The 22,092-nt window shown below is 43.7% G+C and carries 16 protein-coding genes and 2 tRNA genes; 6 read left to right on the forward strand and 12 right to left on the reverse strand.

The features are described from left to right. Window positions 1–20: 20 nt before the first annotated feature. Window positions 21–710 carry a metal-binding protein gene (locus tag HFV01_RS08615; protein ID WP_035759390.1) on the reverse strand — a complete coding sequence of 230 codons (690 nt, stop codon included), beginning with the start codon at window positions 708–710 and terminating at the stop codon, window positions 21–23. A 76-nt stretch (window positions 711–786) separates the two neighbouring features. On the opposite strand from HFV01_RS08615, the gene HFV01_RS08620 reads away from it, so the two are divergent. The 3 genes from HFV01_RS08620 to HFV01_RS08630 all read left to right on the forward strand — a co-directional run bounded on the left by HFV01_RS08620 (window position 787) and on the right by HFV01_RS08630 (window position 2,889). Continuing rightward, window positions 787–858: transfer RNA gene (locus tag HFV01_RS08620), tRNA-Val, on the forward strand. Window positions 859–1,921: 1,063 nt separating this feature from the next. Continuing rightward, window positions 1,922–2,155, forward strand: a complete 234-nt coding sequence (locus HFV01_RS08625; protein WP_006624774.1) for a hypothetical protein — start codon at window positions 1,922–1,924, stop codon at window positions 2,153–2,155. 551 nt (window positions 2,156–2,706) lie between these two features. After that, a complete protein-coding gene (locus HFV01_RS08630; protein ID WP_006669990.1) occupies window positions 2,707–2,889 on the forward strand; it encodes a hypothetical protein in 183 nt (60 codons plus the stop codon). A 369-nt stretch (window positions 2,890–3,258) separates the two neighbouring features. Here HFV01_RS08630 and HFV01_RS08635 read toward each other — a convergent pair. The 5 genes from HFV01_RS08635 to arsS all read right to left on the reverse strand — a co-directional run bounded on the left by HFV01_RS08635 (window position 3,259) and on the right by arsS (window position 9,802). Further along, window positions 3,259–3,331, reverse strand: a tRNA-Ala gene (locus HFV01_RS08635). Window positions 3,332–3,371: 40 nt separating this feature from the next. Next, on the reverse strand, window positions 3,372–4,091 hold the full coding sequence (locus tag HFV01_RS08640) for an HAD family hydrolase (protein ID WP_006624778.1): 720 nt from the start codon (window positions 4,089–4,091) through the stop codon (window positions 3,372–3,374). A 3,028-nt stretch (window positions 4,092–7,119) separates the two neighbouring features. Continuing rightward, window positions 7,120–7,989, reverse strand: coding sequence for a class I SAM-dependent methyltransferase (locus tag HFV01_RS08645; protein ID WP_006624779.1), 870 nt, complete (start codon window positions 7,987–7,989; stop codon window positions 7,120–7,122). Between the two features lie 65 nt (window positions 7,990–8,054). Beyond that, window positions 8,055–8,687, reverse strand: coding sequence for a TVP38/TMEM64 family protein (locus HFV01_RS08650; RefSeq protein WP_006669992.1), 633 nt, complete (start codon window positions 8,685–8,687; stop codon window positions 8,055–8,057). Between the two features lie 128 nt (window positions 8,688–8,815). Next, a complete protein-coding gene (gene arsS / locus HFV01_RS08655) occupies window positions 8,816–9,802 on the reverse strand; it encodes an arsenosugar biosynthesis radical SAM (seleno)protein ArsS (RefSeq protein WP_193521008.1) in 987 nt (328 codons plus the stop codon). Between the two features lie 206 nt (window positions 9,803–10,008). Here arsS and HFV01_RS08660 point away from each other — a divergent pair, with 206 nt between their 5' ends. Beyond that, window positions 10,009–11,355, forward strand: coding sequence for an ion transporter (locus HFV01_RS08660; RefSeq protein WP_006624782.1), 1,347 nt, complete (start codon window positions 10,009–10,011; stop codon window positions 11,353–11,355). Window positions 11,356–11,373: 18 nt separating this feature from the next. Here the strand turns inward: HFV01_RS08660 and HFV01_RS08665 are convergent, their stop codons facing one another. The 3 genes from HFV01_RS08665 to HFV01_RS08675 form a co-directional block, all read right to left on the reverse strand. Beyond that, window positions 11,374–11,664, reverse strand: a complete 291-nt coding sequence (locus tag HFV01_RS08665) for a hypothetical protein (RefSeq protein ID WP_008049677.1) — start codon at window positions 11,662–11,664, stop codon at window positions 11,374–11,376. A 262-nt stretch (window positions 11,665–11,926) separates the two neighbouring features. Continuing rightward, window positions 11,927–13,525 carry an NAD(P)H-quinone oxidoreductase subunit 4 gene (locus HFV01_RS08670; protein WP_006624785.1) on the reverse strand — a complete coding sequence of 533 codons (1,599 nt, stop codon included), beginning with the start codon at window positions 13,523–13,525 and terminating at the stop codon, window positions 11,927–11,929. A 145-nt stretch (window positions 13,526–13,670) separates the two neighbouring features. Beyond that, a complete protein-coding gene (locus tag HFV01_RS08675; protein WP_008049675.1) occupies window positions 13,671–15,743 on the reverse strand; it encodes an NAD(P)H-quinone oxidoreductase subunit 5 in 2,073 nt (690 codons plus the stop codon). Window positions 15,744–16,103: 360 nt separating this feature from the next. Here HFV01_RS08675 and HFV01_RS08680 point away from each other — a divergent pair, with 360 nt between their 5' ends. Further along, window positions 16,104–17,729 (forward strand): NAD(P)H-quinone oxidoreductase subunit 4, encoded by a 1,626-nt coding sequence (locus HFV01_RS08680; protein WP_006624787.1) that lies wholly within the window; start codon window positions 16,104–16,106, stop codon window positions 17,727–17,729. A 159-nt stretch (window positions 17,730–17,888) separates the two neighbouring features. Here HFV01_RS08680 and HFV01_RS08685 read toward each other — a convergent pair whose 3' ends face one another. Beyond that, window positions 17,889–19,262, reverse strand: coding sequence for a UDP-glucose dehydrogenase family protein (locus tag HFV01_RS08685; protein ID WP_006624788.1), 1,374 nt, complete (start codon window positions 19,260–19,262; stop codon window positions 17,889–17,891). 107 nt (window positions 19,263–19,369) lie between these two features. Further along, entirely contained in the window at window positions 19,370–20,308 is a 939-nt protein-coding gene (locus tag HFV01_RS08690) for a UDP-glucuronic acid decarboxylase family protein (RefSeq protein WP_006624789.1), read from the reverse strand. A 133-nt stretch (window positions 20,309–20,441) separates the two neighbouring features. Here HFV01_RS08690 and HFV01_RS08695 point away from each other — a divergent pair, with 133 nt between their 5' ends. Then, window positions 20,442–21,005, forward strand: a complete 564-nt coding sequence (locus HFV01_RS08695; protein WP_006624790.1) for a Uma2 family endonuclease — start codon at window positions 20,442–20,444, stop codon at window positions 21,003–21,005. A 44-nt stretch (window positions 21,006–21,049) separates the two neighbouring features. Here the strand turns inward: HFV01_RS08695 and HFV01_RS08700 are convergent, their stop codons facing one another. Then, a complete protein-coding gene (locus HFV01_RS08700; protein WP_006624791.1) occupies window positions 21,050–22,060 on the reverse strand; it encodes a pentapeptide repeat-containing protein in 1,011 nt (336 codons plus the stop codon). Window positions 22,061–22,092: the final 32 nt, after the last annotated feature.

Genomic DNA, 22,092 nt, shown 5'->3' on the forward strand with positions numbered 1-22,092 from the left:
GGCTACAGTATATATGCCCATTATTGCTCCCAACAGTTAGGATATATGCTATTGTTTGCGGGAGTTTCCCACAGTCGAGGAATTGCTAGAACGACGACTGCTTTTTTTTTAGGGGAAGTTGACGACGAATTGGAACGAGACCGCCGCGAGGTGCTATTTTTCGGTTTTTTGACTAGAGCCGATGGTGGTATCAGTCCATATACCCCTTGGCTTTGAAGACGTTTATAAATAGATGACCCCCAATCAGATAGATAGTGGCTCATAGCACCGACTTCTAAACCGCAGAAGATAGCGATCCATTCCATAGAGTGGTTTAACAGAAATTGCCATAGTTCCCCTGCTAAACTCGATAGCGTCCACTCTACCGGAAACAGAAACTCGATCGCCATAGTCATAATCAGACCAAAACCGCCTAGCCAGGTGAACAAGTACAGAACCCGTAAAGCCGTCCCAATAAAAGGCCCGTGGGACAGAAACGAGCGATGATGTAAACTGTTTTGATAGGGAACCCATAGCCAACGGAACCACCCCCAACGTTGAAACTGTCGTGAGTTTAGATCTAAATCTGGCCCAAACATCAGGCCACTAAATAGAAAACTGCCAGATACTAGGAGAGTTAGATGGCTGCTGCGAGTTTGTCCAAACGTCAAAGCCGCCACCAGTGGCAAGCTCCAGAGTGTTATGCGATCGTGGGTTTTGCCAGAAGGCATAGCGCAAAAATTTTTTTCAAAAATAGCTTCCCTATTTTAGCGATTGCTGCTACAATAGAAAACATCGAATGCAAAAGGGCGATTAGCTCAGTGGTAGAGCGCCTGCCTTACAAGCAGGATGTCACTGGTTCAAGTCCAGTATCGCCCATTTTCGGGAAATCCTTATCCTAGCAGCGATAACCGGGATTCACTTAACCCGATAGTCGCACCTAATTACTCAGATATTACTCACAATCTAGTCCTAGCACAGGAAAATAATTCTGTCAATAGGATGATTACTCAGTCAACAAGCACAACTTAATCAATCTGTCAAATACCCATATCACTCCCTAAACCCGACGCTGATAGGGTAGTTCCCTTGTGATACCTGTCAATGGCAAGCCTATCGGTTCGTTCGTCACCATTGACTGCTATCACGTCGGTCACTTCCCCAAGAGTGCTTTTCCCGGTTATGGGGGGAGGGTATGTTTCAAAGCCAACACGATAGCCGTAGGTGGGGGGGAACCCGCTAGGGAATCAACGTACAAAGATATCAGACCGCCTTTCAGTATCAGATTATGAAAGTATGGCGATCGCCTATCCGGTTATCTATGGGTCTGATTCATAATCTCCGGTGAGGGGAAACTATGGGCTATCATCTGGCTGATATTAAAAGTGCGATCGCCAAATCTAAACTATCATCTACCGGAACCAACCCGATACCCCTCAACAACTTTTCAACTGGAGGCAATTACCGGGGGTAGTGCCTAATATTAATGATAGAGGTGTAAAAACCGACTCGGGTTCAATTTCCATGCCTACCTGCCCAACTTGTACATCTACCCAATTGTTAGACTAAATGGATTAGGCTCAATATCATTTTGAACCGCTGGCTCCGAACCCATACGCATCGATGACTTTGGCGCCGTCAGTATTGCTGACGTCGTCGGTATCGGAACCACAGTAGCACAAACAAGATTAGATGTTAATGGAAATATAAGAGGGCATAGAATTAATTTCAGTAATTTACCGACAAGCCCTACAGGTTTAAGGGTTGGTGATTTATGGTGCGATACAGCTAACGATCATGTAATCAAACAGATTAGATAATGCCTAACAACTATGATATATCTGAGACTCATTGGTTTTGAGTTTATCACCAATATTTCATCAAAGAGGATGATTCAAAACATGGTAGTCAGAAATTTCCAGATATATCAGGTAGCCAATTTGTGAGGATATTATTTGAGGCGGACCAAATTCCTGTAGATTGGAAAATCGCGGGATGGTTAAAATTTTACGCATACAATGATGCCCAACAGAATATGATGGTTAAACAATATATTATTTGGCTTAATCAATATCAAATCATTGCCGAGCCGCCATATAGCAATTTTGACGCAGTATTTGACCCCTTAGAGAGGATTAAGTGGTTGACCATTTATTTTTGGAGATTAATACAATGAATCTAATTATACTAGAGGTGGCATTATTGATAATTGTTATTTTTTATTTGGTAATTTCTTTATTTATAGGTAATAAAATCATGGAGTCTAAGCTAGATTAAGACAATAAAAATTTAGACATATTATTTGAGTTTTTTAAATATTCGTTAGATAGTATAATCTGCCCCAAAATATATGACCATGATACGCGTTTACCACCTAACTCAATCAACAGAGATGATATTGACGATGATGGTTGGCGTAAACCCTAACAGCCTAACAGCTAACTCAATAACTTAATGACCCCCTATGGTTTCTGACTGTAGGGGGTGTCTATGTATTTTGGGCTAACAGTCTAACGGCAACAGTCTAATTAAATGTCAATTTTTTCATTAGCTTAAATGCTAACAGTCTAACTGCAACAGTCTAATTACGGGTTTATATGAATGCTCACCCTATCATGTCCAGATATTACCCATAACGGATATTACCCCTAACCGATCGCTTTACCTACAACCTACGACTAAGATTTTTGGGTAAGGCGATTATGTTGGTAGTGACTGTTGGACGTGATGATTACCATCAAAGATTGGAGACTTGCTGAGAATTATGTGGGTATCGATTCCCATCCCGGTAATTGCCTCCAGTTGAAAAGTTGTTTGGGGGGTATCGGGTTGGTTCCGGTAGATGATAGTTCAGGTTTTGCGATCGCACTTTTAGTTTCCCTCACCGGAGATTATCAATTGGACCCATAGATAACCGGATAGGCGATCGTGTTGGCTTTGAATCATACCCTCCCCCCATAACCGGGACAAGCACTCTTGGGGAGTGACCGATGTGATAGCAGTCAATGGTGAGGAACGAACCGATAAACTTGCCATTGACGGGTATCACAAGGGAACTACCCTATCAGCGTCCGGTTATGGGGGTGATATGGGTATTTGACATATTGATTAAGTTGTGCTTATTGATTAACCCGTCAATGATTAAGATTTATTGCTAAGGGATATGCACTAATTGTCCCGTGTGCTAAGACTGAATGGAGTGCATTTTGAGTGTAACGGTACGACTATCGGGTTGAGTGTTTCCCGGTTATCGTAGCCAGAATAGGCTTTTAAGCGATATGGAGAATAGGGGGGTCGAACCCCTGACCTCTGCGGTGCGATCGCAGCACTCTACCAACTGAGCTAATTCCCCAAGTATAGAGAGAGATAGGACACAACCGCCCATTATAACATCAATCGGGTTCCGATAGTGCAACTTCTCCAGAGATTCCCAAAATCCTCTCTAACTCCAAGTCCTGGAGATAGTCCACACACCAATCAGCGCGACGCTGTAGCATATGGAAAGGATAAGTATGGGCTACCCCCACGACAGGAATACCCGCGCGTTTCGCCGCCTCAATACCAGCAAAAGTATCCTCAATAGCTAAACACTCTTCCGGCTGCAAATTCAAGGTCTCATCAGCAGAATTTAGCCTTTGTAGCGCCAATAAATAGCCATCAGGTTCCGGCTTGCTGGTGGTAATATCATCCCCAGCGACAATGATGGAAAAATAATCAATCAACCCCGCGCGAGTCAAAACTAACTCAACTTCCTCTCTAATAGCGCCGGTAACTAGGGCGATTTTCAAATTCGCCGTCTGAATGCGTGTAATTAGTTCCCGCAACCCATCATATAGAGGTAGGTCTGACATAGCATTTAACCGCTGTTGATAGGCTTGTGCTTTCCGCGCGATCAGGTTTTCTAGCTCCTCAGAAGTTACGACTCTGCCGTATAATGAGAGTAAATCCTGTAAACAGGCGCGATCGCTTCTTCCTAAGCAAACTTCACGAATTTTATCTGGTTTCACCCGCAGATTTTCAGCGACCAATAATTCCTCGATTAACTGTTCATGAATCGATTCATCATTGATAATTACACCATTAAAATCAAAAATAACAGCCTTTAAACTCATACCCAGTTAATGGATAATGGACAAATGTTATCTATGGAAATTATTAATTAATAATTATTAATTAATAATTATCTGTGGGAATTGAGATTGACAGCAGAACCCGCCCCTACATGATAACCAATTATTGATGGATATGGGGTGGGTTGGGGGCGGGTTTACCAGTTTTATCTGTGGGAATTGAGATTGACAGCAGAACCCGCCCCTACATGATAACCAATTATTGATGGATATGGGGTGGGTTGGGGCGGGTTTACCAGTGTTATCTGTGGGAATTGAGATTGACAGCAGAACCCGCCCCTACATGATAACCAATTATTGATGGATATGGGGTGGGTTGGGGGCGGGTTTACCAGTTTTATCTGTGGGAATTGAGATTGACAGCAGAACCCGCCCCTACATGATAACCAATTATTGATGGATATGGGGTGGGTTGGGGGCGGGTTTACCAGTTTTATCTGTGGGAATTGAGATTGACAGCAGAACCCGCCCCTACATGATAACCAATTATTGATGGATATGGGGTGGGTTGGGGGCGGGTTTACCAGTGTTATCTGTGGGAATTGAGATTGACAGCAGAACCCGCCCCTACATGATAACCAATTATTGATGGATATGGGGTGGGTTGGGGCGGATTTACCAGTGTTATCTGTGGGAATTGAGATTGACAGCAGAACCCGCCCCTACATGATAACCAATTATTGATGGATATGGGGTGGGTTGGGGCGGGTTTACCAGTGTTATCTGTGGGAATTGAGATTGACAGCAGAACCCGCCCCTACATGATAACCAATTATTGATGGATATGGGGTGGGTTGGGGGCGGGTTTACCAGTTTTATCTGTGGGAATTGAGATTGACAGCAGAACCCGCCCCTACATGATAACCAATTATTGATGGATATGGGGTGGGTTGGGGGCGGGTTTACCAGTTTTATCTGTGGGAATTGAGATTGACAGCAGAACCCGCCCCTACATGATAACCAATTATTGATGGATATGGGGTGGGTTGGGGGCGGGTTTACCAGTGTTATCTGTGGGAATTGAGATTGACAGCAGAACCCGCCCCTACATGATAACCAATTATTGATGGATATGGGGTGGGTTGGGGGCGGGTTTACCAGTGTTATCTGTGGGAATTGAGATTGACAGCAGAACCCGCCCCTACATGATAACCAATTATTGATGGATATGGGGTGGGTTGGGGCGGGGTTTACCAGTGTTATCTGTGGGAATTGAGATTGACAGCAGAACCCGCCCCTACATGATAACCAATTATTGATGGATATGGGGTGGGTTGGGGGCGGGTTTACCAGTGTTATCTGTGGGAATTGAGATTGACAGCAGAACCCGCCCCTACCATGATAACCAATTATTGATGGATATGGGGTGGGTTGGGGGCGGGTTTACCAGTGTTATCTGTGGGAATTGAGATTGACAGCAGAACCCGCCCCTACATGATAACCAATTATTGATGGATATGGGGTGGGTTGGGGCGGATTTTACCAGTGTTATCTGTGGGAATTGAGATTGACAGCAGAACCCGCCCCTACATGATAACCAATTATTGATGGATATGGGGTGGGTTGGGGGCGGGTTTACCAGTGTTATCTGTGGGAATTGAGATTGACAGCAGAACCCGCCCCTACATGATAACCAATTATTGATGGATATGGGGTGGGTTGGGGCGGGTTTACCAGTGTTATCTTTGGGAATTGAGATTGAAGCACCCTCGACCTGGGATTGGAATGAGATTGACAGCAGAACCCGCCCCTACATGATAACCAATTATTGATGGATATGGGGTGGGTTGGGGCGGGTTTACCAGTGTTATCTGTGGGAATTGAGATTGACAGCAGAACCCGCCCCTACATGATAACCAATTATTGATGGATATGGGGTGGGTTGGGGCGGGTTTACCAGTGTTATCTGTGGGAATTGAGATTGACAGCAGAACCCGCCCTGCATGATAACCAATTGATGGATATGGGGGGCTTGGGGCGGATTTACCAGTGTTATCTGTGGGAATTGAGATTGACAGCAGAACCCGCCCCTACATGATAACCAATTATTGATGGATATGGGGTGGGTTGGGGCGGGGGTTTTTACCAGTTTTATCTGTGGGAATGAGATTAAACCCCCCGCCCTACTGATAACCAATTATTGATGGATGGGGATTGACAGAACCCGCCCTACTGGTGGGGTTAACCAGTGTTATCTGTGGAATTGAGATTGACAGCAGAACCCGCCCCTACATGATAACCAATTATTGATGGATATGGGGTGGGTTGGGGCGGATTTACCAGTGTTATCTGTGGGAATTGAGATTGACAGCAGAACCCGCCCCTACATATGATAACCAATTATTGATGGATATGGGGTGGGTTGGGGCGGATTTACCAGTGTTATCTGTGGGAATTGAGATTGACAGCAGAACCCGCCCCTACATGATAACCAATTATTGATGGATATGGGGTGGGTTGGGGCGGGTTTACCAGTGTTATCTGTGGGAATTGAGATTGACAGCAGAACCCGCCCCTACATGATAACCAATTATTGATGGATATGGGGTGGGTTGGGGCGGGTTTACCAGTGTTATCTGTGGGAATTGAGATTGACAGCAGAACCCGCCCCTACATGATAACCAATTATTGATGGATATGGGGTGGGTTGGGGCGGGTTTACCAGTGTTATCTGTGGGAATTGAGATTGACAGCAGAACCCGCCCCTACATGATAACCAATTATTGATGGATATGGGGTGGGTTGGGGCGGGTTTACCAGTGTTATCTGTGGGAATTGAGATTGACAGCAGAACCCGCCCCTACATGATAACCAATTATTGATGGATATGGGGTGGGTTGGGGCGGGTTTACCAGTGTTATCTGTGGGAATTGAGATTGACAGCAGAACCCGCCCCTACATGATAACCAATTATTGATGGATATGGGGTGGGTTGGGGCGGATTTACCAGTGTTATCTGTGGGAATTGAGATTGACAGCAGAACCCGCCCCTACCAAAGTATTAATTATCTTAGGCTGGGGCAGGAAATGGGTTATGATTGGGCTGTTGTTCCCATTGTGAATTGATGTTGGGGGAATGGTTAATAATCGGTTTGAGACCTACGGTAACTTGATTTATCCACCATATATCCTCCGATCGCACTTTCGCAAAACCCGCCGCCCCAAGAGTTGCATCAACGCTTCCGGTGGCATAATCTTTGAGATAGGGTTCCTCAAAAATTTCGGTTAGCCAGGGGTTTTGGCGTAAGATTTTCTGATGACCGTCAAGAATCATTACTTCTCCCCCGGCTTTCAGAAGTCGGAAAGCCTCCCGCGCTATGGCTATGGCTATTTCTGGGGGGGTTTCATGGAAAAGCAGGGAAGCGGAAACTAAGTCAAAAGATTGAGATTCAAAGCGATCGCTTTCTTCTGCTAAACCATGATAGAATTTGATATCTAAGCCGGCTTGTTTGGCTTTAGTTTCCGCCACCGCCAACATATAGGGAGATAAGTCTAAGCCGATCACTTCGGCATTAGGAAAGGTTTGTTTTAATAGTAGGGTAGTTGAACCTGTGCCGCACCCTAGGTCTAATATGCGTCTAGGTTTAACGGTAATGGTATCAATAGCTTCTTGGCGGACCCAGGTTTCATTGGGGGGAATGGCGTATTGGGTAATGGGGTCGTAGGTGAGGGCGGCGCTTTTATTCAGGTATCCTCCCTCGATACCGTGAAAGTCTTGGGTTTGGTAATATTGGGGATAGACGAGGTTGGGGTCAGTAAGGCGATCGCACACTGATTCCCAATCGATACTTTTGTCCAAGTTATCGATCGCTTCTCGGTCTACCAATAATTTGAACATGGGCGCTAAATAGCGCTCAAAAATTGTATCCTGACGTGGCATGACTGCGACCTGATTTTGGGCAAAGCTGCCACCATTATAACTAATTTTTCTCGATTGGGAAGGTTTTAGGATCGTTCAGGACCGGCGATTTTCTCATTTAACGCACGGCGGGCGATTTGGGTGACATAGACCGTGACGGCTACGGTGGCTACAAGTCCCACGCCATAGAGTATCCACTCCCCTGTTGTGCGCGATCGCTCAGTTCCCAGGGTGGCTAAACTACCCGCAATAGATCCAATATACACATACATGACTGTTCCTGGCATCATACCTATCCAGGAAGCCAGAAAATAATCTTTTAGGGAAACTTTGGTTAAGCCCAAACTATAATTTAGCAGGTTAAACGGAAAGATGGGCGACAGGCGCAGGAGTCCTACGATTTTCCAGCCTTCCTTCCCTACTGCATTATCGATCGCTTGGAATTGGGCTTGACCTGCGATTTTTGCCGATACCCAACCCCTAGCTAAATATCGCCCGATTAAAAAAGCACAAATTGCCCCCAAAGTTGAGGCGATCGATACATAAACAGAACCCCAAATTACCCCGAAGACAAACCCCGCACCTAGGGTTAATATCGAACCCGGTAAAAAGGCAACAGTTGCCACAATATACAGGAGCATAAATACTCCCGCCCCCCAGCCGCCTAAGCTGTCTATCCACTCGATCGCATTTCTTAATATATCTTGAATTGCCAACATTTTTGCCAAACTCACCTTATAACTTATCCGCTAATTAGCCAGGAATTATCATTGATTTTACTTGACATATTCCCGGCTTTATGGTAGGCGATAGTCAAGGGTATGAGCCTAAACTAGCCCCCAAATCATTATGTTAAAGCACCTCCACAACTAGAACCGCAGCCCGCAGTACAACCATAGCAATAGGCTTCAGTGTGGACGGTTTGAATGATATCTAAACTGTCAGCTTCCAGAAGTGTTTGAACTGTGATATTTTGACCATCAGGGGTTCTGGCGGGTCGATTTTCCATCTGGTTAAAATCACAGTCGTAGACATTTCCCAGATAATCAATTGATAATTCATTCCGACACATGAGATTTTCCACGGTATCAGGATTATAGTGATCCGCCAAAAAATCTAAGTATTTATCGTGGAGTTTTTGACGCTGTAAAAATAACTTAGTGCGACCTATGGGAAGGTTGGTAATGGTGAGAAGTTGATTAAACTCAATATCGAATTTCTCTCGCAGATAGACCTTATAGGCTTGTTGTAGGTTTTCCTGTTGGGGGGGGAGGGAAAAGCTGTCTGAGGTGGGTAAAGCTGGGTTATAGACTAGATCTAAAATCAGATCCGGCGCGTGACCATATCCTAGCTGGTTGAGTTTTTGAATGGCGGCGATCGAGTCTTGATATACCCCTGAACCTCTCATGCGATCGACATTATCTTGCAAATAGCAGGGTAAAGATGCTATAATCCTGACTTGGTGGTGGCTACAGTAGGCGGGGATATCCTCAAATCCCTTAACCAAATAAATAGTTAAGTTGGAACGGACAATTACTTGTTTATTGAGGGATTTCGCCACTTCTAATAATGGCTTAAAACCATAATTTATTTCGGGCGCACCACCAGTTAAATCTACCGTTTCAATTTGTGGAAAACGCCGAATTAACTCAATTAATTGTTCACAAATTTCTGGGGTTAATTCTTCGGTGCGTCGCGGACCAGCTTCTACATGACAATGAGTACAGGCGAGGTTACAGCGTTTTCCTAGATTAATCTGTAAAACCCTAATCGAGTTTTTGGTTAAAGGGGATTTAATTGTTTCGTGAAATGGTGCGATCGTGGTCTGAATCATGATTAATTGGCTAGTACTATGATGATCAGTTATTGTAACAACTATCTAGCTAAAATTACCGGAAATTTTGAAAACACAAGTTTCTTCCCCAGTCTATCTCAGATACCATATTTATGCCATGGTTAGATCTAATCATAGCTGAAAATTTCTAAAATTATCCCATGTTTGGTAATCGCGGATACAGTCAATCAGGAGAGATGATATAAATGCAAATCTTTGACCCAGAATCAAAAGAAGTTTTTTTATGGGAATGTTTATTAGTTTTGGTGATACTATACAATTTTGTTGTTATCCCATTTCGCATAGCTTTTGATACCACTACTTCCCATTTATGGTTAGGGATAGATTTAGCCGCAGACTTAATTTTCATCATGGATATTTTCCTAAGATTTAGGATGGCATATATTGACCAAGGAGAATGTATTACAGACCTGCAAAAAATCGCTCAAAATTACCGGGCTACATATTTGAAAATGAACCTAGCCGCTAGTCTCCCCCTGGATTTAATGGCTAGGCTATTTTTTCCTCAATTATCAGTATTGATATTGGCTATCCTCAGAATACCGAGGCTGTTGAGACTGTCGCAATTTTTTAGAATTTTTCGGCGATGGGAGACTAATGTTAAAATTAATCCAGCCCTAGTGCGTATGACTGAGTTAGTGCTGATTATATTTCTGATTGATCATTGGGTCGCCTGTATCTGGTTTTGGATTGGTAAGTCAATGATTGCTTACGGAGACTCTTGGTTAATTAATTCTAACTTAGATACAGCCCCCATAGCTACCCAATATATGAAATCTCTATATTGGTCAATTACTACTTTAACAACTGTCGGTTATGGCGATATTACCCCCACCAGTAACTTAGAGATTGCATTTACTTTAGTTGTAATGATTTTGGGGGTGTCTATGTATGCGTTTATTATTGGTAATGTGGCTTCTGTGGTCAGTAGTTTAGATGCTAGTCAGGCTAGGTTTAGAGAACAACTTGATCAAGTTCAGTCTTATATGCGCGATCGCCAAATTCCCGCTTTTTTACAGGCGCAGGTTAGGGACTACTATCAATATCTGTGGGAATGCAACCGAGACACATCATTTGACCGGGATTTTCTTGATGAAATCCCCAATTCTTTAAAAACCAAAATTTATCTGTATTTGTATCAGGAATTATTGGAAAAAGTCCCCCTATTTAAAGATGCTGATCCGGCTTGTATTGAAGCCTTAGTGGTTAAACTAAAGCCGAGAATATTGCCACCTAATGACTATATAATTAGGGAGGAACAGTTAGGACATGAAATGTATTTTATCCAACGGGGAGAAGTGCAAGCCTTTTCCGAGAAAACTGGAAAAGTATATAGAATCATGTCAGCCGGGTCATTTTTTGGCGAAATTGCTCTACTTTATTCTACCCGTCGCACAGCTTCGGTTAAAACCCTCAGCTATTGTGAGCTTTTTGTGCTGTTAAAAGAAGATTTTGACAGTGTTTTAGAAAACTATCCGCAATTTTCTAAAAAAGTCAAAGAAATCGCCGAACAGCGGTATAATACGGAATAATTAATCAGAAAAGAAAATTCATAACAATTCTTCAAATGGTGGGATGCTAGAGTTATTACTAGGTTGAGCATTAATATCCAATCGATTCATGATATAGACAACCCCCGCCGCAATAAACAACCCTAAAACTAAGCCAATAACTACTAGAAACAGAAAGGAATTTTTGAGATTTTTAACCACTCGCGGATCATATTCATTAAATTGCAGGTCTTCGATTTCTGATTCCGAGGGATGATGGATATTGCTTAATCCATTGGGGGATTGATGATTTTTATGAGAATTAGGGTTCTGATGGGAAAATGGATTCATGAGCTTTCCTGGTATCAACAAGACAAGACTATATACAATTATATCATATATGGTTTTCACCAGACCAGCGGCCATAAGTCTTTTGTGAATTTACCCCCCCACATACTAAGCAACCCTTGTGTCAATCATTGGCTAGTGAAGGCGGGTTCATTATTGTGATTGACCTGGTGGGTCAGCAGCCGACGAGAATAGGTAAAATCAAAAAATCCCCCCAGCAGTTGGGGGGGGAATGATTAATTAGGTATTGAATTGGTTAAATTGGTTAATTCTCAGACAGGGACTTACCGATAATGGGAGCATTTAGAGAAACCAATTCTTGAGTATTGGTAGCAATGGGATTATTGTTAACCAAAGTGGGGACAGACTGCCGCATTAAAGCGGTGAGTTGAGTTGTGGTTGAATCATACATTTGTGTTACCACTTTGGGATATAACCCAATGCCAATTATCGGCACTAATAAACAGGCGATAACGAAGACCTCCCGGGGTTCTGCATCTACGAGTTTTTCGTGGGAGGTGAGTTCCTGATTTTCAGGGCCATAGAGAATTTCCCGCAGCATGGACAGCAGATAAATTGGGGTAATAATTACACCTACGGCGGCGAGGAAGACGACTAAGACTTTAAAGGTGGCATTGTAAGCGTCACTGGTAGCAATACCAATAAACACCATTAATTCAGCCACAAATCCACTCATTCCAGGTAGGGCTAGAGATGCCATTGAACAAGTAGTCCACATGGCAAAAACTTTCTTCATCTTTAAACCAACCCCCCCCATTTCATCTAACATGAGGGTATGGGTGCGGTCATAAGTACAGCCGACCAGGAAGAATAAACTAGCCCCAATTAAGCCATGGGAAATCATCTGCAACATGGCACCACTGAGGCCTATTTCTGTGAATGAGCCCATACCAATTAACACAAACCCCATGTGAGAAATTGAGGAATAGGCAATTTTGCGCTTGAGGTTGCGTTGGGCGAAAGAAGTGAAGGCGGCATAGACGATGTTAACTACGCCTAAAATCACTAAAATGGGGGCGAAGGTGGCATGGGCATCGGGTAGCATTCCCACATTCATGCGTAGCAAGGCATAACCGCCCATTTTTAGGAGGATACCCGCTAGTAACATATGGGCGGGGGCGGTAGCTTCTCCGTGGGCATCAGGTAGCCAGGTGTGAAGGGGAAAAATGGGTAATTTGACCCCGTATGCAATCAGAAAGCCACCATACAGGAGTAATTGTAGTTTAATGGGGAAGTCCTTAATGGCGATCGCCTGCATATCAAAGGTAACAGCATCGCCATAGAAAGCCATAGTCAGGGCTGCCACCAAAATAAACAGGGAACCGCCTGCGGTATACAAAATAAACTTAGTAGCCGCATACAGGCGCTTTTTACCGCCCCAAATTGAAAGAATTAGGTAAACCGGAACTAATTCCAACTCCCAAACCAGGAAGAATAACAACATATCCTGGACAGCGAAAACGGCAATCTGACCGCCATACATCGCCAACATTAGGAAGTAGAAAAGTTTGGGCTTAAAAGTCACTGGCCAAGCGGCTAAAATCGCTAGGGTGGTGATAAATCCGGTGAGGATAATTAGGGGCATAGATAAGCCATCAGCCCCCACAGACCAACTCAAACCGATTTCGGGCAGCCAGTCATAACGTTCTACCAACTGTAAACCGGGGGTATTCAAGTCATAGCCAGTACAGAAGGCATAAACAATAATTGAAAAGTCAATCAATCCCACGATTAGGGCATACCAGCGCACCGTTTTCCCTTCTTTATCAGGGATAAACGGTAGAAAAAGTGATGCCACAATGGGAAACAGAATTGTAATCGTCAGCCAAGGAAAATTAGCCATTGTCATGTTTTAGTTGTCCTTTCACGCTTAGGACACAAGCGCCAATCATTCACTACAAGATTGGGAAAGTGTTGTGAATCTAATGGTTAGTTAAACCGGAGATTTTCCACTTCCCCAAATTACGGAAACACGGGGGTAATTGCAGTTAGCCAATGCCGGAAAATACGACAAAGCCGAGGACTGCTACAAATACAATTAGGGCGTAAAATTGAGCGCGACCATTCTCTAAGTATTTGAGACCTTCTCCGGTGACTAAAGCGACTAAACCTGTTAAGTTAACAGCACCATCAACAACTCGATAGTCAACTTCGAGAATTTGACGGGCGAGGCGGCGACTTCCTTTGACAAAAAGGAGGTCATTAATATCGTCGAGATACCATTTGTTTAGGGAGAATTGGTAAAGAGGTTGGATTTTTTTAGCGATCGCATTTGGAGCTATTTGATGTTTCAAGTACATCAAGGATGCCAAAGTAATACCAATCAAAGCAATGCCAACGGAACTCCCCGCCATAATCACAAATTCGCCGAGTTCAAACTCAGCCAAATGTTCCATAACCTCGGCTATTGACTCCCCAGGAGCATGAATAAACATCTCGAAATAGTTATTAAAGGGAGTTCCTAATAACCCAATAAACACAGAGGGAACAGCCAAAGCCATCAAAGCTATAGTCATAGTCCAGGGAGACTCATGGGGGCTATCACTATGACCATGACCGTGATTATGACCATGACCATGATCATCGCTATGTAGTTCCTCTGGGTTCATCGCACCCGGACCAAAGGCATAATTAGGGCCGTTAGCCTCCGCCGTTAGCTGTTGCTGTATGGTTGTATCATTACCCCGAAATTGACCTTCAAAGGTACTGAAATACATACGGAACATATAAAATGCCGTAATACCAGCCGTTAGCCAGCCTACCACCCACAAGGCAGGATTAGAAGCAAAGGCACTGCTGAGAATCTCATCTTTTGACCAGAAGCCAGCAAAGGGGGGAATGCCGCAAATAGCCAGAGTCCCAATCAAAAAGCAGGTGCTAGTGATGGGCATATATTTCCGCAGTCCCCCCATTAGTCGCATATCCTGGGCTAGAACCGGGTCGTGCCCGACTACGGCTTCCATACCATGAATAACCGAACCGGAACACAGGAACAACATTGCCTTAAAGTAGGCGTGGGTCATTAGGTGGAACAGTCCGGCGCTATAAGCACCGACACCCATTGCCATGACCATATAGCCTAGTTGGGAAATGGTGGAGTAGGCGAGTCCTTTTTTGATGTCGTTTTGGGTGATAGCGATACTAGCGCCTAGAAATGCAGTAAAGCAACCTGTCCAGGCGATCGTAGTCATCACCACGGGGATACCCTCAAACACCGGGTACATTCTGGCGATCAGGAATACCCCAGCCGCTACCATGGTGGCGGCGTGAATGAGAGCGGAAATCGGGGTCGGGCCTTCCATTGCGTCTGGAAGCCAAACATGGAGGGGAAATTGAGCCGATTTCGCCACGGGACCTAAGAACACTAGGATGGCAAATAGAGCAGCCAGCGCCCCACTAATGGACCCGCTTTCTACTAGGTGTTCTAGACGAGACCCCATTAACTCAAATTCAAAGGTGTTAGTCGCCCAATATAAACCGAGGATCCCTAACAGCAGACCGAAGTCACCGACACGGTTAGTGATGAAGGCTTTTTGACAGGCATCTGCTGCTGGTTTGCGATCGTACCAAAACCCGATCAGTAGGTAGGAAGATACCCCCACCAATTCCCAGAAAATATAGACTTGTAGCAGGTTGGGACAAACTACCAGACCCAACATAGACGAGCTAAATAGGCTCAGATAGGCATAAAAACGAACATATCCTGGATCATGAGCCATATACCCGTCGGTGTAGACCATTACCAATAGGGCTACAGTCGTGACGATCGCCAACATCACAGCGGTCAGATGGTCAATTGTGTAGCCCATACTGATTTTAAAGTCTCCAGCCGCCGCCCACTCAATTATACGAGTGTAGGATTCATGGCCGTTGATTTGACTGGCTAGGAGAGCAAAGGACAAAACCATTGATGCACCTAACAGGGAAATCAGGAATATAGCGCTTCCCTGTCTAATTTTGTTAGTGGCTTTGTTCAATGAGATTAGCCCTATGCCTACCAGCATTGCACCAAAGAGGGGCAACACCGGAATTAACCAGGCATATTGATAAAGGGGTTCCATAACTGATGACAGCTTTATACTTCTTAACAAATGGGTTAAACCGATCCCAATTGTGACACAGAGTTTGTCGCTTCTGAATAAATATCCATCTTTTTCAACCAAAGTCCCTAGAAGTGGTCCACCGACCCCATTTTTTAATAGACTCAAATGAGTTGACATACCTATAACCATAGACTATAATCAATCTTGACAGTCAAGGATCACCCAGGACACAAAAAAAAACAAAGCCTGAAACCCTGACTGTCAAGTGAATTCAGACAATCTCGAAACAAAATTTGCCAAAAGGCTTAACAAAACTTTACTCTTTGAGTATAATTCACTAACAACCAACCAATAGGTATTTATTCTCACACACTGACCATGAGCAGTCAAATTCCCTGGTTAACAGCAATTATCCTATTTCCCCTGTTGGCATCCTTTGCCATTCCCCTAATTCCCGACCGAGAAGGCAAAACTATCCGCTGGTATGCCCTAGGAGTCGGTTTGCTCGACTTAGTTCTGACAATTGTATGCTTCTTTTCTAACTACAATCTCAACGATTCAACATTCCAACTAGCCGAAACCTATAGTTGGATTCCCCAATTAGGCATGAACTGGTCAGTAGCAGTAGACGGCCTATCAATGCCCCTAATCGTGCTAACAGGTTTCGTTAATACATTAGCTATTCTAGCTTCCTGGCGCGTCACCAACAAGCCCAGACTATTTTATTTCCTCTTATTAGTGCTGTACTCCGCCCAAATGGGGGTATTCGCAGCCCAAGACCTGCTATTATTTTTCCTGATGTGGGAACTAGAACTGGTTCCCGTTTATATCCTGATTTCCATCTGGGGTGGAGCCAAGCGCCTCTATGCAGCTACTAAATTCATCCTATATACTGCCCTAGGTTCCATCTTCATCCTAGCCGCCGCCCTAGCCATGGCATTCTACGGCTCCAACCCCAGTTTCGACATTAGCACCCTCGCTCACAAAAACTATCCCCTAGCCTTAGAATTATTCTTGTATGCAGGCTTCCTAATTGCCTTCGCCGTCAAACTCCCTATCTTCCCCCTCCACACATGGCTACCTGATGCTCATAGCGAAGCATCCGCCCCTGTATCAATGATTTTAGCGGGTGTTCTGCTCAAAATGGGTGGTTACGGCTTAATCCGCATGAACATGGAAATGCTACCCAACGCTCACCTGTATTTTGCCCCAATTCTGGCAATTCTAGGAGTGGTTAATATTGTCTACGGTGCATTAAGCGCCTTTGCTCAAGATAACCTCAAACGTCGATTAGCTTGTTCCTCTATCTCCCACATGGGTTTTGTCCTCCTGGGTATTGCTTCCTTAACTGAATTGGGACTGAACGGCGCGGTTCTGCAAATGATTTCCCACGGTTTAATCGCCGCCATGCTGTTCTTCCTAGCAGGTGTTACCTACGAACGTACCCACACCCTATCAATGGCAAAATTAGGCGGTATGGCTAAGGATATGCCTAAAGTGTTTGCCCTCTTCACTGCTGGTTCAATGGCTTCTTTAGCACTACCTGGAATGAGTGGTTTTGTCGGAGAATTAACTATCTTCCTCGGTATCACAACTAGCGATATCTACAGTTCCAGCTTCAAAATTGTAGTGATTGGTTTAGCTGCTGTCGGTCTAATTTTAACCCCCATTTATTTACTGAACCTATTGCGGGTTGTCTTCTACGGTGAAAATAGTGGCGGATTCAACATTGATAAATATCTGGGAGATGCCCAACCTCGCGAAGTGATGATTGCTACCTGTTTGCTATTACCAATTATCGGGATTGGTTTATATCCCAAAGTAGCTACTCAAACCTATGATGTAAAAACTGTTGAAGTTGCTTCTCAAGTCCGTGAAATCTTCCCGGTATTTGCTCAACAACAACGCGGTTCGGTGCTTTACTCAGGCGGGTTTGTAGCTCCCAAAATCGCCCCCGATACCTCGGTAGAAGCTCTCCTACCTACTAACGATTCTAACGCCTAGAATCGTGTGTAATTAACCGCTAAATCAACAAATAAATAAAGACGGAAGGTTGGTAATATCTTCCGTCTTTTAATTGGGGAGAAACCAGATTTATCAATATATCCAATATATCTCTTTCTGATTAGTGATAATTAGCAGATTAAACTAACTCATGATAAGTTAGTGTCCAATTCCCACATATTGGAAACCAAGTTCTTGGAGTTTTTCGCGGTCTAAGAAATTCCGACCATCGATGATAACAGGACTGTGCATAGATTTAACCATTTTGGCATAGTTAAGGTTTTGGAACTGTTCCCAATCGGTTACTAAGACCAAAGCATCACAACCCTCAGCCATCAATTCTGGGTCGGTTTCCACCATCACATTAGACAGACCATGACGCATTCCGCTTTGGGAAATAATCGGGTCATAGGCTTTCACCCTGGCTCCCAAACGGCTGAGTTGTTCAATCAAATTCAAAGCGGGTGCATCCCGCATATCATCAGTATCCGGCTTAAAGGTTAACCCCAGTAAACCAATGGTTTTCCCTTTCAGAATTTTGAGAACTTGCTGCAATTTTTCGATCGCAATTACCCGCTGCTGATTATTGACCTCTACGGCTGATTTCAACAGTTTGGCATCATAATTATAATCATCGGCGGTATGAATTAAAGCCGAGACATCTTTAGGGAAACAGGACCCCCCCCAACCAATACCAGCTTGCAGGAATTTGTTACCAATACGGGAGTCTAAACCGATACCAGTGGCTACCTGTTTAACATCAGCACCAACGCGATCGCAAATATTGGCGATTTCATTAATAAAACTGATTTTAGTCGCCAGGAAGGAATTAGCCGCATATTTGACCATTTCCGCAGAACTTAAATCAGTCATCACCACCGGAACCGGAGGTAAATCGGGATCATCAGCATATTTACGGTCTACAATGGGTTGATATAATTCCTGCATCAGACCCAAAGCCTTTTGGCTATTGCTTCCCAAAACAATGCGATCGGGATTAAAAGTATCAAAAATCGCCGAACCTTCCCGCAGAAATTCCGGGTTACTAACCACATCAAACTGCAATTCTCCCGCCGACCCAGAAGTTCCTTGTTCCTTTTGTTGTTCAGTAAAACCATCAAGAACAATCATCCGCACCCAGTCCCCCGAACCGATAGGAACCGTAGACTTATTCACCACCACCTTATAACCAGATCCACGGGTCAAATTAGCGCCAATTCCTCGCGCCACTGCTTCCACATATCGAGTGTCACTTTCTCCTGTTGGTAGGGGAGGGGTTCCCACCGCAATAAACAAAATATCCCCATGTTCAACCCCAGCTTTCAGGTCAGAAGTAAAAGACAACTTCCCAGACTCCGCACAGGACTTCATCAACTCCGAAAGTCCCGGCTCATAAATTGGGGACTGTCCCGACTTCATCAACTTAACTTTTTCTTCGTTGTTGTCCACACAAATCACATCATGACCTGTATGAGCCAAACAAACCCCGGTTACTAAACCCACATATCCAGTACCGATTACACAAACACGCATACAAACTTCCTCAAATGATTGATACAACAGGAGTTATAGCAGTGCCATGATTTATTAGCACAACCATTTAGAATTGTAGAAGACCCATCAATCGGCAATTACCTAAACTACTTACTCTCAAGGATAACCCGACTCCGAAAATCTTCAATGGTTAGCTCGAGTCCATCATCTAAATGTACCGTAGGTTCCCAATTAAGATACTTCTTGGCTTTGGTAATATCCGGTTGTCGCTGCTTCGGATCATCTTGGGGTAAGGGTTTATATTGAATCTCGGCATCAGGATTAATCATCTGTTGAATTTTGGTAGCCAACTCCAAAATCGTATATTCTCCCGGATTACCCAAATTAACTGGCCCTATATACTCCCCATTCATCAGGCGAATCAGTCCTTCCACCAAATCCGAAACATAGCAAAAACTACGGGTTTGGGAACCATCACCATAAACTGTTAAAGGAATTCCCCGGATAGCTTGGACAATAAAATTGCTCACCACCCGTCCATCATTTTCCAGCATACGGGGTCCAAAGGTATTAAAGATGCGCGCCACCCTAATATCTACCTTATTTTGATGGTAGTAGTCAAAAGCCAGAGTTTCCGCTACCCGTTTCCCCTCATCATAACAGGAACGGGGACCAATACAGTTAACATTACCCCGATACTCTTCAGTTTGGGGGTGAACATCTGGATCTCCGTAAACTTCTGAGGTGGAAGCCAGCAAAAATCGAGCCTTGACCCGTTTGGCTAAACCCAGCATATTCAAAGTCCCCATGACATTAGTTTTAATGGTCTTGACCGGGTTGTATTGATAATGTACTGGGGAAGCAGGACAAGCCAAGTGATAAATCTGATCCACCTCTAGGCGAATTGGCTCAGTGATATCATGGCGGATCAGTTCAAAGTAAGGATTCCCTATCCATTTAAGAATATTCTGCTTATTCCCCGTGAAAAAGTTGTCCAGACACAGAACATCGTGTTTCTGTTCCATTAGTCGGTCAATCAAATGGGAACCAATAAATCCGGCTCCACCCGTTACTAATATTCTCATACCCTCAACTCCTACTTGGCTGAATGTCCTAAACTGTAGATGTTATAGTTGGTTTAGGCTTAACTTGGTGGCCATGTATGCCAACTCATCTCTTGTCTAAGATACAATCCAGTTTACTCTTAACAGAACTGACATGATTACAATTGCTCAACCTCAGCTTGAGTTGGAGGAGTTTCTGAAACTTCCGGAAACTAAGCCAGCTTCAGAATTTATCAATGGAGAAATTACTCAGAAAGTTATGCCACAGGGAGAACATAGTTCAATTCAAGTCGATCTTTGTGAAGCTATCAATCAGGTAGCCAAGACTCAGAAAATTGCTAAGGCTTTTCCTGAATTGCGCTGCACTTTTGATGGCAGGTCAATTGTGCCAGATATTTCTGTATTTCGCTGGTCCAGGATTCCTCGCGAACCTTCCGGGAGAATTGCTAATCGCTTTCAAACATATCCTGACTGGTGTATTGAAATTTTGTCCCCAGAACAAAACTTGACCAGAGTTCTGTCTAAGTTGTTATTGTGTTCAAGAAATGGTACGGAGTTGGGATGGTTAATTAATCCAGATGAAGATGGCAGTGTCATCCTGGTGTTTCCTGAACAAAAAATAGAGTTGTATGAGGGAGATACTGTGCTACCTGTTTTGGATGGTATCCAGTTGGAATTAACACCCAATCAAATTTGGGGATGGTTGAGTTTTGATTGAACTATCCCCAATTTATGGGTATCTTTATTGCCATAATCGTAGATTTAGGTCAACTCTTCTGGGTTGACCAATGATGAGTCTTGAGGTAGTCCTAAACTCAAGATAAAAGTCTTAGAATAACGAGCCTGTTCCCAATTTTTGGCTACTCTAATTTGTTGGGGGGTTAATCCCTGAGCATTTTGCAGGTTAGCGCTTTGTAAATTGGCTTCTTCAAAATTCACCCCGGTTAAATTGGCATCTTTAAGATTGACTCCCCGCAAGTTGGCTCGTTTAAAGTTGGCATCCTGAAGATAGGCTCCCTGAAGGTTTGCACCTTTTAAATTTGCTTCTTGAAAGTTGGCTCCTTGTAAGTTTCCTAAAATATAGGCTCCCTGTAGGTTGGCTTGCTGTAAATTAGCTTCTAATAAATTGACTCCCTGAAGTTCAGCATTTTCTAAGTTGGCTGCATTTAGGTTGACTTTCTGGAGTTGGGTAAGCAGAAAAAAACATTCCTGTAAATTGGCTTTCCATAGGTTAGCGCCTTGGAGTTGGGTGAGTTCAAAGGTACTGCCTTTTAGGTTGGCTTCCTGGAGTTTAGCGGTTTTTAGATTTGCTTCTTTGAAGTCGGTGTCTACCAAGGTCACTTGTTCCAGATCAGCCATTGGTAAAGATAAACCTTTAAGACTTACTCCGTCTTTTGATAATTCTTCTAGGGCTTTAATGCGAGCATGGCTAATTTTAATGCCTTGAGCTGAGTCAATGACTTGCCATGCTTCGTAATGAGATTTCTTTTTTCCTTGTCTGACATAAATTACTAATGCTGTGACAATACTGATGCTTTCAAATGTGCCAAGAATTCGGGACTTTTCTAGGGCATTTATAAAGAATTTACCCCATTCTGTGTTGGCTTGTAGGGTGTCTTCTATATATAGGATTGCAGAAATTAACAGGAAAACAGCTACTAAAATTAACACGATTTCTATCAATTCTCGGAGTAGTTGGGCTAAGGCTCTAACCAGTTTAGATAGTTGTCTGCGGTTGAATATTTTGGACAACTGCCATTTTAATCTATTCATAATTGGTTAATATATATTGAGTATAAATGGTG

The organism is Limnospira fusiformis SAG 85.79 (assembly GCF_012516315.1).
In the GTDB taxonomy this organism is placed as follows: Bacteria; Cyanobacteriota; Cyanobacteriia; order Cyanobacteriales; family Microcoleaceae; genus Limnospira; species Limnospira fusiformis.

Coding starts and splice junctions, on each gene's coding strand:
- HFV01_RS08615 (WP_035759390.1), bottom strand. CDS start 710: ATGCCTTCTGGCAAAACCCACGATCGCATAACACTCTGGAGCTTGCCA.
- HFV01_RS08630 (WP_006669990.1), top strand. CDS start 2,707: ATGATTACCATCAAAGATTGGAGACTTGCTGAGAATTATGTGGGTATC.
- HFV01_RS08640 (WP_006624778.1), bottom strand. CDS start 4,091: ATGAGTTTAAAGGCTGTTATTTTTGATTTTAATGGTGTAATTATCAAT.
- HFV01_RS08645 (WP_006624779.1), bottom strand. CDS start 7,989: ATGCCACGTCAGGATACAATTTTTGAGCGCTATTTAGCGCCCATGTTC.
- HFV01_RS08650 (WP_006669992.1), bottom strand. CDS start 8,687: ATGTTGGCAATTCAAGATATATTAAGAAATGCGATCGAGTGGATAGAC.
- arsS (WP_193521008.1), bottom strand. CDS start 9,802: ATGATTCAGACCACGATCGCACCATTTCACGAAACAATTAAATCCCCT.
- HFV01_RS08660 (WP_006624782.1), top strand. CDS start 10,009: ATGCAAATCTTTGACCCAGAATCAAAAGAAGTTTTTTTATGGGAATGT.
- HFV01_RS08665 (WP_008049677.1), bottom strand. CDS start 11,664: ATGAATCCATTTTCCCATCAGAACCCTAATTCTCATAAAAATCATCAA.
- HFV01_RS08670 (WP_006624785.1), bottom strand. CDS start 13,525: ATGGCTAATTTTCCTTGGCTGACGATTACAATTCTGTTTCCCATTGTG.
- HFV01_RS08675 (WP_008049675.1), bottom strand. CDS start 15,743: ATGGAACCCCTTTATCAATATGCCTGGTTAATTCCGGTGTTGCCCCTC.
- HFV01_RS08680 (WP_006624787.1), top strand. CDS start 16,104: ATGAGCAGTCAAATTCCCTGGTTAACAGCAATTATCCTATTTCCCCTG.
- HFV01_RS08685 (WP_006624788.1), bottom strand. CDS start 19,262: ATGCGTGTTTGTGTAATCGGTACTGGATATGTGGGTTTAGTAACCGGG.
- HFV01_RS08690 (WP_006624789.1), bottom strand. CDS start 20,308: ATGAGAATATTAGTAACGGGTGGAGCCGGATTTATTGGTTCCCATTTG.
- HFV01_RS08695 (WP_006624790.1), top strand. CDS start 20,442: ATGATTACAATTGCTCAACCTCAGCTTGAGTTGGAGGAGTTTCTGAAA.
- HFV01_RS08700 (WP_006624791.1), bottom strand. CDS start 22,060: ATGAATAGATTAAAATGGCAGTTGTCCAAAATATTCAACCGCAGACAA.